This is a genomic window from Neisseria elongata subsp. elongata, from assembly GCF_900113545.1.
GTDB lineage: Bacteria > Pseudomonadota > Gammaproteobacteria > Burkholderiales > Neisseriaceae > Neisseria > Neisseria elongata.
Window position 1 is genome coordinate 1 of the sequence record NZ_FOPS01000014.1, and the last position, 12,152, is coordinate 12,152.

Consider the following 12,152-nt stretch of genomic DNA (forward strand, 5'->3'; position numbering starts at 1 on the left):
AATTCGGACAGGGTGTCGTCTTGCGCCAGCCAGTTGCGATAGCGGCATAAGGTGCTGTAATCGGGGATGCTCAACTCGTCGAAACGGCAAAACAGGTTGAAATCGATGCGGGTGATGAGGCTGTGTTCGAGTTCGGGATCGGAGAGGCTGTGCCATTGGCCGAGCAGGACGGCTTTGAACATAGACAACAGGGAATAGGCGGGACGGCCGCGGTGGTCTCTAAGGTAACGGGTTCTTTGACGATTCAGGTATTGCTCGATCGGTTGCCAATCAATCACCTGATCCAACTTCAATAGTGGGAAGCGGTCGATGTGTTTGGCAATCATGGCTTGTGCGGTTTGCTGGAAGAAGGTGCTCATGAGAAATCCCCTAAATGTCTTGATGGGAATTTAGGGGATTTTGGGGGGATTTTGCAAAGGTCTCTATCCGTTATACGGCGGGTCGTAGACAAATCATGTAGCCGCGTGTAGCATTGCTACGTTTTTACCGTGCGGCACGTTTTCAGACGGCCTTTTCCGCATCAATATAAGGAAAAAAATGAAACCGCAGACAAATTTCGATTTGGTCTTATTCGGAGCAACCGGCGATTTGGCCATGCGCAAACTGCTGCCCGCCCTGTATCAGGCGCATGCGGCCGGACTGCTGCATCCGCAGGGGCGCATCTTGGGTGTGAGCCGCAGCAAATTCAGCCGCGAAGAATTTTTGGCCAAAGTGGGGCGCGACAGCAAAATCCACATCAAAAACATCGAAGATGCGGCATGGGCGCAGTTTGAACAACACATAGACTACCTGTCGCTGGACGTGGCCGAAGCGGCCGATTTTTCTGCGCTGGCCGACAAAGTGAACCAACGCCCCGACACCGACGCCGTAGTCGTCTACCTTTCCACCGCGCCCAAATTTTTCGCCCCCGCCTGCGAAAAACTGGCCGCCGCAGGCCTGAATTCGTCCAAAGTCCGCATCGTGCTGGAAAAACCGCTTGGCACGGATTTGGCTTCCTGCCGCAAAATCAACGAAGACGTGGCGGCCTATTTCCAAGAAAACCAAATCTACCGCATCGACCACTACTTAGGCAAAGAAGGCCTGCAAAACCTGTTGCCGCTGCGCTTCGGCAACAGCCTGTTCGAATCCTTGTGGAATAAGGATTACATCCAATCCGTGCAGATTACCATTGCCGAAACGCTGGGCGTGGAAGGGCGCGGCGAGTTTTACGACATCACCGGCGCGTTGCGCGACATGGTGCAGAACCACATCGTGCAAATGCTGTGCTTTACCGCCATGGAACGCCCCAAATCACTGGCGGCCGACGACGTGCGCGACGAAAAACTCAAAGTCATCCAATCGCTCAAACCGCTGAACGACATCGACAAGCAGGCCATACGCGGCCAATACGCCCCGTCGGCCGGCTTGAACGGCTACACGCAGGAACACAAAGTCCCCGCCGGCAGCCGCACCGAAACCTATGTCGCCATCAAAGCCGAAATCGACAATCCGCGCTGGGCGGGCGTGCCGTTTTACCTGCGTACCGGCAAACGGCTGGCAGGCAGGACGGCCGAAATCGTGCTGAATTTCAAACCGCAGCCCGACGACGGCAAACTCTATGCCGCCGTACCGAACCGCATCGTCATCAGCCTGCAGCCGCAGGAAACCGTGCGCGTGCGGCTGGCCGTCAAGGCTGTCGGCAGCGACCGTACCGTACCCGCCGAAATGGTGTTGGATTTGGCGCAGGCCGCGGCAGGCCGCCGTGCCGAAGCCTACGAACTCCTGTTGCGCGAAGTGATAGACGGCCGTCTGAACCTGTTCAACCGCCGCGACGAACTCGAAGCCGCCTGGGCATGGCTGACCCCTGTGTTGGAACATTGGGCGGCATCGCCCGTGCCGCCGCACCTTTATCCCGCCGGCAGCCACGGGGTGGAAGCCGCCCGCGCCATGCTGGCCGAAAACGGCGATTTGTGGCTGGAAGAGCAGGACTGAAGTTTCAGACGGCCTGTTTCAATCATCAGGCCGTCTGAAAACAGATGCAGAGAACCGTATGGATCAAATCAAAATTTCGTCATATTGGAAACCTGCCGTCATGCTGCCGTTAATAGTTGGCGCGGTTGCGGCGGGATTTGGCCTGGTTATCGGTTATTTGGATGCAAAAAGCGGCTTCGGCATGAAAATGCTGTCATTCGCTTTCGAACTGTGTATGCAGTCTATGGCTTTTACATTGCCGACCGCCTTGCTGTATGCCGCGGCAGCCAAACTCTTCAAGCTTCGGTACACTGCGGCCGGGATATTGTTGTCGGTGATATTGGCTGCGGCGGCAGCACTGATTGTGATCATCATGTGGCTTGTCGTTGTGAATGCCGCGGCGTTGGCAGTCGATCAGCCGTGGTCTGTCATACTCGTGATAACAACCATTCCTCCTTTGTCGGCGGTGGCAGGGGTGGCGGCGGCTTTGCTGCTCCCGAGGCCGTCTGAAAACGGTGTGCATGGAATAAAATAATGCAAAACAACGAATTAAACGAACAGCAGCGTAAATCGGTCAGCAAATTCTTCAGCCTGATTTTGCGCCACCGTCCCGAGCAAATCGGCCTGACACTCGATAAAAACGGTTGGGCGGACATAGACGAGCTGTTGGCAAAAGCCAATCTCCACAACCGCACCGGCCTTTGCATCACGCGCGAAGTGCTGATGGAAGTTGTGGAAACCAACGACAAAAAACGGTTCACCGTTTCCGAAGACGGCAGCCGCATCCGTGCCGCGCAGGGACATTCCATGCAACAGGTGCAAATAGAACACCAAGCTGCCGAACCGCCCGCCGTGCTGTACCACGGCACGGCGGAAAAATCGCTTTCGTCCATACGCGGGCAGGGGCTGCACGGTGCGAGCCGCCACTACGTCCACCTTTCTGCCGATGAGGAGACTGCGGTCAAAGTCGGCGCGCGCCACGGCAAACCCGTTGTTTTGCGCATCGACACCGCCGCCATGACGGCCGCTGGCCACAAATTCTATCTGGCCGACAACGGCGTATGGCTGACCGAAAGCGTGCCGCCGCAATATATTGTTTTCCCTCAGGCCGTCTGAAAGGCACGGCCGGATCCGGGGTTTTAATCATAATGCTTCTGCTTTGCAGGAAAACCAGTTTTCAGACGGCCTGAGCCGTCGCACAAGGAACACCCATGACCATACGATTCCATTCCTTCCCTTCCGCGCAGCAGGCCGCCCTGGCCTTGGCAGAAGCGGTGGCGCAGGATTTGCGCCGAACGCTCGAACAACGCGGCGAAGCAGTATTGGCTGTGTCGGGCGGACGTTCGCCCGTTGCCTTTTTCCACGCCCTGTCGCAATCGGATTTGGACTGGGGTAAGGTGGGCGTTACACTGGCGGACGAGCGCGTCGTCCCGACCGATCATGCCGACAGCAATACCGCGCTGGTGCGGCAAAACCTGCTGCAAAACCGCGCCGCCGCCGCACGGTGGATTCCCCTGATTGAAGACGATGCGGCCGATTTGCAGCCCGAACGCACAGTGCGCGCGGCATCCGCGCATTACTGCCGCCCCGACGTGCTGGTGTTGGGCATGGGTGCGGACGGCCATACCGCCTCGCTGTTTCCGCAGTCGCCGCAGTTGGCCGCGGCCATGTCGCCCGACTGCGCGCAGCCTTTGATGTACACCGAGCCTGTTACCGCGCCTCACGGCCGCATCAGCTTGACGGCGGCGGAAATCGCCCGCGTGCCGCACCTCTACCTGGCCATAGGCGGGGCGGAGAAAAAAGCGGTTTACGAACGCGCAATCGGCGAACCCGAAACCTATCCCGTCGGCAAAGTGCTGCAGATGGCCGGAGAATGCGGAGTGTATTATGCGGACTGATTTTTCAGACGGCCTCTGGCCGCGCCTGATTGCCGACATCGGTGGCACGAACGCGCGTTTCGCACTGGAAACCGCGCCGCAGCATTTCGAGCAGGTGCAAGTGCTGGCATGTAAAGATTATGCGGGCATCGTCGATGCGGTGGCGGAGTACCTTGTCCGCATGGGCAAACCCGAGGTGAAGCACGCGGCGGTGGCGATTGCCAACCCCGTTACCGGCGACCATGTGCAGATGACCAACCACCATTGGAATTTTTCCATCCGCGACACCCGCCGCGCCTTGGGCTTGGATACCCTGCTGCTGATGAACGACTTCACCGCGCAGGCTTTGGCCGTTACCCTGTTGTCCGACGACCAGCTGATACAGGTCGGCGGCGGCGAGGCGGCAAAAGATGCGCCCAAAGCGGTTTTGGGCGCGGGCACGGGGCTGGGTGTCAGCGGGCTGATTCCTGACGGGCGCGGCGGCTATATCCCGCTGGCGGGGGAGGGCGGCCACGTCAGCTTTGCGCCGGGTAACGAGGAAGAAGCCGAAGTGTGGCGTTATGCGCGGAAAAAATTCGGCCATGTGTCGGCAGAACGCCTGATCAGCGGCATGGGTTTGGAACTGATACACGAAGCCCTGAGGCAGGAAACGGGCGGCAGGCCGCAAACCGCCGCCGAAATCACCGCCTCCGCCTTGCGCGGCGATTCGCCGCTGTGCGGCCGCGCGTTGGATATTTTCTGTGCCGCGCTGGGTACGGCTGCGGCCGACTTGGCCCTGACTCTGGGCGCGCGCGGCGGCGTGTACCTGTGCGGCGGCATCGTTCCGCGTTTCATCCCGTATTTCAAAACCTCGCCCTTCCGCCGCCGGTTTGAAGACAAAGGCCGTTTTTCCGCCTATTTGGCCGAAATCCCCGTGTACATCGTGCAGGCCGAATTCCCCGGCATCACCGGCGCGGCGGCGGCTTTGGCGGGCAAACTCGGGTCGTAAGGAAACGGCAAACTGTGTTTTCAGACGGCCTCACCGTATGACGGGAGGCCGTCTGAAAATCAAAAAGCAAAATAAGGAGAAAAATATGTTGGATAAAATCAGCCAAGCCTTGAACGACTTGTCGGGTGCGGAACGCAAAGTGGCCGAATGCGCCCTGGCCGAGCCGAAATGGTTCGTCCATGCCGCCGTGGCCGAAATTGCCGAACGCGCCACCGTCAGCCAGCCCACCGTTATCCGTTTCTGCCGCACGCTGGGCTATAAAGGCCTGCCGGAATTCAAACTCGCCCTGTCGGCCGGATTGGGCAGCGAAGGGATGCCGTTTGTACACGAAGAACTGAATGCCGACGACGACATGGGCGGCGTGATGGAAAAAGTGTTGGGCAACACCGCCGCCGCCTTGCTGGGCGCGCGCCGCTTCCTGCACGAAGCCGAACTGGAAAACGCCATCGCCATGCTGACCCATGCCCGCCGCATCGAGTTTTACGGCGTGGGCAATTCGGGCATTGTGGCGCAGGACGCGCAGCACAAATTCTTTCGCTTCGGCATGTCCACCGTGGCCTATTCCGACCCGCACATCCAACTGATGGCGGCATCCGTGCTGAGCGATCAGGACGTGGTGGTGGTGGTGTCCAATTCCGGCGCGTCCATCGAGTTGCTCGACGCGGTCAGCACGGCCAAGGAAAACGGTGCCGCCGTCATCGCCATCACGCGCATGGGCTCGCCGCTGGCGCATCTGGCCGACTGCGTGTTAAACGTGTTTTCGCACGAAGACAGCGGCCAATACACCCCCATGGTTTCACGCCTGCTGCAACTGGCCGTCATCGACATTTTAGCCATCGGCCTCGCACTGCGGCTGGGCGAAACCGCCAGCCTGCAACTGGAAAAAGGCAAACGCAGCCTGCGCAGGCGGCATGTCGAAACCAAAACCAAAGAATAAACGGCGCAGGCCGTCTGAAAACACCCGAACCGCCCACACTCAAGGAACATCATGAAACACCTGTCCGAACTGCCCGCATGGCGGCAACTGTGGCCGCATTATGAAGAAATGAAAAGCGTGCACATGCGCGACCTTTTCGCCCAAGACCCCGACCGCGCCCGCCGCTACTGGCTCGAAGTCGGCGGCCTGACGCTCGACTACGCCAAAAACCGCATCACCGGCCAAACTTTGAACGGCCTGTTCGAGTTGGCACGCGAAAGCGGTTTGCCGGAAAAAATGCGCGCCATGTTTGCCGGAGAGAAAATCAACAACACCGAAAACCGCGCCGCCCTGCACATCGCCCTGCGCAACCGCGCCGACACGCCGATTTATGTGGACGGCGAAAACGTCATGCCCAAAGTCAATTCCGTACTCCGGCATATGGGGCAGTTTTCCCATGCCGTCCGCAACGGCGATTGGACGGGCTATACCGGGCAAGCCATCACCGACATCGTCAATATCGGCATCGGTGGTTCCGACCAAGGTCCGCTGATGATGTGCACCGCCCTGCAAACCTACGGCCACCCGCGTCTGAACATGCACTTCGTTTCCAACGTGGACGGCACGCAACTGCGCGACGTTTTGGAACAAGTCCGCCCCGAAACTACCCTGTTCATCATCGCATCCAAAACCTTCACCACGCAGGAAACCCTGACCAACGCCCACACCGCCCGCGACTGGTTTTTGCGAGCCGGACGCGAAGAAGATATCGCCAAACACTTCGTTGCCGTTTCCACCAACAAAGAAGCCGTATCCGCCTTCGGCATAGACACGGTCAATATGTTTGAGTTTTGGAATTGGGTGGGCGGCCGCTACAGCCTGTGGTCGGCCATCGGCCTGCCCATCATGATTTACCTGGGCGAAGAAAACTTCATCGAAATGCTCGAAGGCGCACACCTGATGGATCAGCACTTCATCAACGCCCCCTTCGAACAAAATATGCCCGTCTTGCTCGGCATGATAGGCATTTGGTACATCAACTATCTCGGCGGCGGCAGCCACGTCATCGCCCCTTACGACCAACACCTGCACCACCTGCCCCGATTCATCCAGCAGCTCGACATGGAAAGCAACGGCAAACAGACGGCCTGCGACGGCACACCCGTCGGTACGGATACCGGGCCCATCATCTGGGGCGAAACCGGCATCAACGGCCAGCACGCCTTCTTCCAACTGCTGCACCAAGGCACCCACATTACCCCCATAGACCTGATTGCCAGCCTGGAAAAACGCAGCAACCTGCCCGGCCATCACGAAATCCTGTTGTCCAACGTTTTCGCCCAGGCCGAAGCCTTTATGCGCGGCAAAACGGCGGAAGAAGTGCGCATGGAATTGCAAGCGCAGGGTATGGACGGCGAAAAAATCGAAAAACTCGTACCGCACAAAACATTCAGCGGCAACCGCCCGACCAATATCCTGCTGCTCGACAAAATCGACCCGCGCAACATGGGCAGCCTGATTGCCTTATACGAACACAAAGTTTTCGTGCAGGGCGTGGTATGGGGCATCAACAGCTTCGATCAATGGGGCGTGGAGCTGGGCAAACAGTTGGCCAAAACCATTCTGGCCGAACTGACGGGCGAAATCCCGCCGCAGCCGCACGACGCGTCCACCGAACGCCTTATCCGCCTCTACCGCCGCGCCAACTGCGAAGTGGACGGCACCTGCGATATTTTGTAGGCGAAAGGCCGTCTGAAACCGCCAAACATAGAACGGCAGGCCTTATCGACTGCACATGTGCCATTCAGGCCGTCTGAAAACAAATTTTCAGACGGCCTGAACTGATTACGGCAAGGTGAGGTAATTTAAAGTCAGACACGCTTCATGCAGGCTTGGAACACGCCGAACAAATTCAGTGTTCATCACCCGAATGGCGCACGGTAATCAACCGTTGGTCAGGCCTGTGGTGCAAAGTGCTGCGCGAAAGACGGGATGGTTGCGCGAGCAGTAGGCGCGCAGGACGGGCAATTCGTCAGACTCATGACTTACATTGCCGTGCTATTCGAAATAGCATGGTTTTTCGGTTGGATAGGCCGTCTGAAAGTCGGAAAATTGTTTCAGATGACCTTTTTTATTAAACTCAAGCTCGCGTGCGTGCGTACCGCGCACACTCTGCCTGCAGATTTCATGCAGGCTACGGCTTGCTGAAGATAAAAGTTATTAAGGAATTTGGCAAATATGGAAAAGATTGAGAAATTTAAATCTGAATTATTAGATAACATCTTTGAGTACATTCAGTGTATATCTATTTTTGTCCATAAGAAAAAGATATATTATTTGATTGATTATAAGGAAAATTTTGAATTAAACGCAAAAATATCTTTTGATATTTACCTAAGAGAAGGAATTATAACTAAAGAACAATATAATTATGATTATAAAAATTACCGTAATGGTATCTGGCAGTTAACTAAGGACAATTTTGAAAGCTATCTTCAATCAGATTCAGTCATTGAATTAAAAAAGGATGAATTGAAGGAACTGATGTTTCAGGGGTTTACTTCTGATGAAGCGGTAAGGTTATATTCCGTTGTCGAGAACAAGCTGTCGTACAATGATCCTATCTCAGACTCTGGCCAGCAAAGTGATTTCTTAAAAATCAATCAGATTTCCTCGAGGCTGCCTTTATTCTATGTCAATTTTGACACTGAAGTGTACTTACATATGGATTGGGACAGATGTCATGAAGATTATATTTATGACGGTTGGTTTTCAAAGGCGATGGATTTTGGGTATTTAATACCAGATGAATTTTGTTATTGGAAAATTGAAGGACGGGATTATTGGAAATTTTGGCAATTATAAAAATCAACAAACGATACAAGTCGTAGTCTGCCCAAAACTTGATGAGGTAGGTACGAGGTTAGAAGGTTAGATAAGTGATATTCCGCATCATTTGATAAAAGGTCGTCTAAAAGCCGGAAAAACGTTTCAGACGGCCTTAATATTCAGGCAGTTTTTTGGGCAGGCCGGATTGCAGGAAATCGGCCATTTCCCGATAAAACGCCATAACGGTTTGTATTTTTTGCCGCTCCGGTTCGCTTGTTTGAGGCTGAATGTTTATTTCATCTATCAATTTGCGCAATGGGCGGCGTTTGACGGGGGCGGTTTCGTCTAACGTAAAATACAGAATTCCCCCTTCTTGTATCAACCTGCGGCGCGCATCCATTATATGGCTGTTAAAAAACAAATTTTGAATCAAATCGGTGCGCTGTTCATCGTCTTGTGGAGGATTGGCGGCCTCAGGCAGCAGCACGGTTTTGTTGCATACGCAGGACTGAGACTGCTTGAGCGCAAATACGGGTAGATAAAACATCATCAACATTGCCTTGAGAATGTCGCAGAAATGCTCTTCAGCCTCCCCATCTCCCTCTTGCAGGCAAGCGGGCAGTTGGCAGGTTTGAAGCGTAAAGCCCCATTCTCTTTGGCCTGCGGGTAAATCCAGACCCAAATCCAAGTAAAAATGACCGTCCAGTTCGATAAAATGCCATGGCGTACGGTTGGCGTGTACGCGCGGCAGATGCAGATAGGGATTGCGGCAAATCCGTAGGTACAGACGGATCAGGTGGGCGACATTGCCGCAATAAGCGGGGCTGAGTGGAAGCACGCGTTTGATGCGGACTGTTTCTTCTTTCAGACGGGGGAAACGGGGATATTTTTTGCTTTTCATTCAAATGATTCGGTTGTTTTGTCGTAGCCGGAAGTGTTTAAGTTAAATTTATGGCTGTTTCCTACATTTTTCAGACGGCCTGAAATATTAGCTTCTAATCATGTTGAATCGGAGCGATAGAATGGCAATTTTAGTTATGGCGCATAATTTCTAGGCCAGGTAGGAATTTGTATCGTTTTTTAGTGTGGTTTTAATATAACAATTTGATAAAATAATTTATTTTTTAAAGCCCAACCACGATACTTGCCGAAGAGAATTTAATTACCGCCGATAATAGATTTAAATGATCCGCATCCTAATTATATATTTAATAATATGAGGTTTTAAGCTTAAAGATGAATACATCAGAATTATTAATTTTATTACTTACCCTATCGTGGGTTGCTGCATATTGGTATTTCGCTTACAAAATATGTAAAAAATACCAAAAAATAAACTCTATCTGGGAAATGCTTATTACTAAAAACTTAGAAAGTAATAAATTGATTTGGGCTATTATATTGGGTAAATCATCAATAAATCATATTCCTAAAGATTTTAATTTTTATTTTGTAAAATATGGTGCTTTTGCTACAATACCAATAATTATTGAATTAAAAATAATTATCAACTAATTTGTAAGGTTTATTTAAAGATGGGTTAGTGTGCATTAACCCTAAAAATCTAAGTACCATGGCAACACCGTAAGACATACTTGCTACCATAGGTATGTATAATGCGGGAGGCAGTCTAAAAATTTTGCCAGACTATGTTGTAGGGTATCGCATTCAGGTGTGACACCCCGTTATGCTTGTCTGTGCTCAGTATAAATGACTCGGTATCTAGATATTCATTCCTCCAATATCCAAATTTCGCTGTTTATTAAGGGTGCAATATAATGCCTTATATTCTTTTTCTATTTTGCCTATTATTATCAGTATGGTTAACTTATATCTGTGTGAAAAAATATTGTAAAAGCAGGCTGGCAAAATTTTTGGGCGTACCTATTTTATTCTTTCTGTTTCTTGGCTTGAATCCTGTTTACCATTTTGCAAGCAAAACTCTGCGTCCGACGCATACAGCGGAGGAATTGATGATGGAAGATTCGGGAAATCAAATAATCTTCTTAATTTTCAAAGATAAGTTTCCACAGGATTATGCCCAAATTGTGGCGCAAACTGAAAAATTTATGAAGTCAAATAATTCTAAACAAGACTTAGATTTTTTTCTTTCAAATATAATTGATATTGCATTGAAAAAACTGCCGTATGCGGATGATGACAGCTTAATTGCTGTGTTTCGGGAAGATATGCAGTTGCGCACCCAACTTCTTCACGAAAAGGATACGACAAATTGCTTTTATTTGGATTACCCGCATTTAGCTCCTGATGTTTTGCTTTTTTCAAAACAGATAAAGCCGTATCTTGTCCCTATTAAACAAGCCAGAGTACGTGCTTTGCAATCTGCCGATATTCATCGAAAAATGCCGGACGAAACTGAAATAGCGCAAACACAAGATAAAGTACATCAGATTTTACGGACGAAATATAGTGAACAGGAGTTGGCGTTAATCAATAACGACAATGAGGATGAAATAAAGCAATATACGGCTGAAGAGCAGGCTTTAATGTGCCGTTTTACAATCGATGCAATGCAGGCGATGTTGGAACAGCCTAAGCATGAAGCTGCAGAACTGCTTCGTTTTAATTTGAGTCATTGAGGAACGATCTGTTGGATATTTTCCCCAATAAATCTCTTAGGCTTAAAACAGATTACATTGATAGGTACATTAAAGCAGCCGTAGATTCGGTACTCGAATCTGACATTTTTGGTATTTTCAGACGACCTTTTTATACTGCTTCTGTATTTACACTTAAAGCCCGCGTGCGTGCCGCGCACACCCTGCCTGCAGGTTTAATGCGGGCTACGGCTTGCTATCGTGTGCCACTTGAAATAAACAACGTAAATATGAGCGTGTGTTGTTTAATGTGGATTGTTAGGGACTAATCTGATTCCTGCTGCTTCCAATCTAATTTCAGGCCTTCCTGTCATAAAATCCCAATCTTTGGGCATGGTGGATTTGAGTTTTAAATTGAAGTCCATAAACTTTGCTTCTTCTTTCGTAATATGTGCTACCTTCCAATTTTTCTGTAATGCATGCGCCAATTCTTCTTGTGTATATTTTTGTTCTTAATTAACTCTTCAAGCTTTTCAACTATATACGCACAAGGGACAACGTGCTCAATACGACCCTGAACACCATCTAATAGTTTTTCTGATTTCCCTAAAGAAATAAAATACTCTTGTGGGTGTAATAAAGAATCGAATATTCGGCTATGATAACCTATTCGTATTCCTGTACTCTTTTCATGTTCAACTAAATTTATAATATGACGAACCAGCAATAAACAAGTTTGAAAAATTAGCTTATTTTTTTCATCTAGCATTTTATTGTCTCCAAATAATTGTTTGTCTAAATAAATTTAATCTAAATGTTAAATTATAACCCGATATTATCGGTGAAATAACAATAAATTGCGATGACGGGAGCGTTTAAGCAAGCCATAGCCTACATGAAGTCTATTTATAGTGAACGTTTGGGACGCACGCGGTTAGAAAATTTGACAAGATTAATTGCGTTTATATTCCATATCGTCTTTATAAAGGGTCGTCTGAAAGCTGAAAAATCGTTTCAGACGGCCTTTTTTCACT

Annotated in this window: 14 protein-coding genes; 11 read left to right on the top strand and 3 right to left on the bottom strand. The window is 50.8% G+C overall.

What is annotated here, in order from left to right:
- Window positions 1–359, bottom strand: a 359-nt coding sequence (locus tag BM261_RS10690; protein WP_143095778.1) for a transposase, incomplete at its 3' end; no start/stop codon positions are given.
- A 178-nt stretch (window positions 360–537) separates the two neighbouring features.
- Here BM261_RS10690 and zwf point away from each other — a divergent pair.
- From zwf to BM261_RS10735, 9 genes are all read left to right on the top strand, one after another.
- A complete protein-coding gene (gene zwf, locus BM261_RS10695) occupies window positions 538–1,971 on the top strand; it encodes a glucose-6-phosphate dehydrogenase (RefSeq protein ID WP_074898125.1) in 1,434 nt (477 codons plus the stop codon).
- Between the two features lie 58 nt (window positions 1,972–2,029).
- Entirely contained in the window at window positions 2,030–2,485 is a 456-nt protein-coding gene (locus BM261_RS10700; RefSeq protein WP_074898127.1) for a hypothetical protein, read from the top strand.
- The gene (locus tag BM261_RS10705) at window positions 2,485–3,066 is read left to right on the top strand and encodes an RNA 2'-phosphotransferase (RefSeq protein WP_074898129.1); all 582 of its coding nucleotides are present in this window, start codon (window positions 2,485–2,487) and stop codon (window positions 3,064–3,066) included. The genes BM261_RS10700 and BM261_RS10705 overlap by 1 nt, the downstream gene beginning before the upstream one ends.
- 95 nt (window positions 3,067–3,161) lie before the next feature.
- Window positions 3,162–3,848, top strand: coding sequence for a 6-phosphogluconolactonase (gene pgl / locus BM261_RS10710; RefSeq protein WP_074898132.1), 687 nt, complete (start codon window positions 3,162–3,164; stop codon window positions 3,846–3,848).
- Entirely contained in the window at window positions 3,838–4,815 is a 978-nt protein-coding gene (locus BM261_RS10715; protein WP_074898135.1) for a glucokinase, read from the top strand. The genes pgl and BM261_RS10715 overlap by 11 nt, the downstream gene beginning before the upstream one ends.
- 85 nt (window positions 4,816–4,900) lie before the next feature.
- Window positions 4,901–5,752: an SIS domain-containing protein gene (locus BM261_RS10720; RefSeq protein WP_049249973.1), complete on the top strand. Its 852-nt coding sequence runs from the start codon at window positions 4,901–4,903 to the stop codon at window positions 5,750–5,752.
- A 51-nt stretch (window positions 5,753–5,803) separates the two neighbouring features.
- Complete coding sequence (pgi, locus tag BM261_RS10725) at window positions 5,804–7,471, top strand: glucose-6-phosphate isomerase (RefSeq protein ID WP_074898138.1); 1,668 nt, start codon at window positions 5,804–5,806, stop codon at window positions 7,469–7,471.
- Window positions 7,472–7,723: 252 nt separating this feature from the next.
- Window positions 7,724–7,939: a hypothetical protein gene (locus BM261_RS12710; RefSeq protein WP_074898141.1), complete on the top strand. Its 216-nt coding sequence runs from the start codon at window positions 7,724–7,726 to the stop codon at window positions 7,937–7,939.
- A gap of 30 nt (window positions 7,940–7,969) precedes the next feature.
- Complete coding sequence (locus BM261_RS10735; RefSeq protein WP_074898143.1) at window positions 7,970–8,596, top strand: hypothetical protein; 627 nt, start codon at window positions 7,970–7,972, stop codon at window positions 8,594–8,596.
- Window positions 8,597–8,732: 136 nt separating this feature from the next.
- On the opposite strand, the gene BM261_RS10740 is transcribed toward BM261_RS10735, so the two are convergent.
- Window positions 8,733–9,461, bottom strand: coding sequence for a hypothetical protein (locus tag BM261_RS10740; RefSeq protein ID WP_074898145.1), 729 nt, complete (start codon window positions 9,459–9,461; stop codon window positions 8,733–8,735).
- Window positions 9,462–9,796: 335 nt separating this feature from the next.
- Here BM261_RS10740 and BM261_RS12550 point away from each other — a divergent pair, with 335 nt between their 5' ends.
- Window positions 9,797–10,075 (top strand): hypothetical protein, encoded by a 279-nt coding sequence (locus BM261_RS12550; protein WP_143095779.1) that lies wholly within the window; start codon window positions 9,797–9,799, stop codon window positions 10,073–10,075.
- A 263-nt stretch (window positions 10,076–10,338) separates the two neighbouring features.
- A complete protein-coding gene (locus tag BM261_RS10745) occupies window positions 10,339–11,160 on the top strand; it encodes a hypothetical protein (RefSeq protein ID WP_074898148.1) in 822 nt (273 codons plus the stop codon).
- A 412-nt stretch (window positions 11,161–11,572) separates the two neighbouring features.
- Here the strand turns inward: BM261_RS10745 and BM261_RS10750 are convergent, their stop codons facing one another.
- Entirely contained in the window at window positions 11,573–11,887 is a 315-nt protein-coding gene (locus BM261_RS10750) for a hypothetical protein (protein ID WP_240317860.1), read from the bottom strand.
- Between the last annotated feature and the right edge of the window lie 265 nt (window positions 11,888–12,152).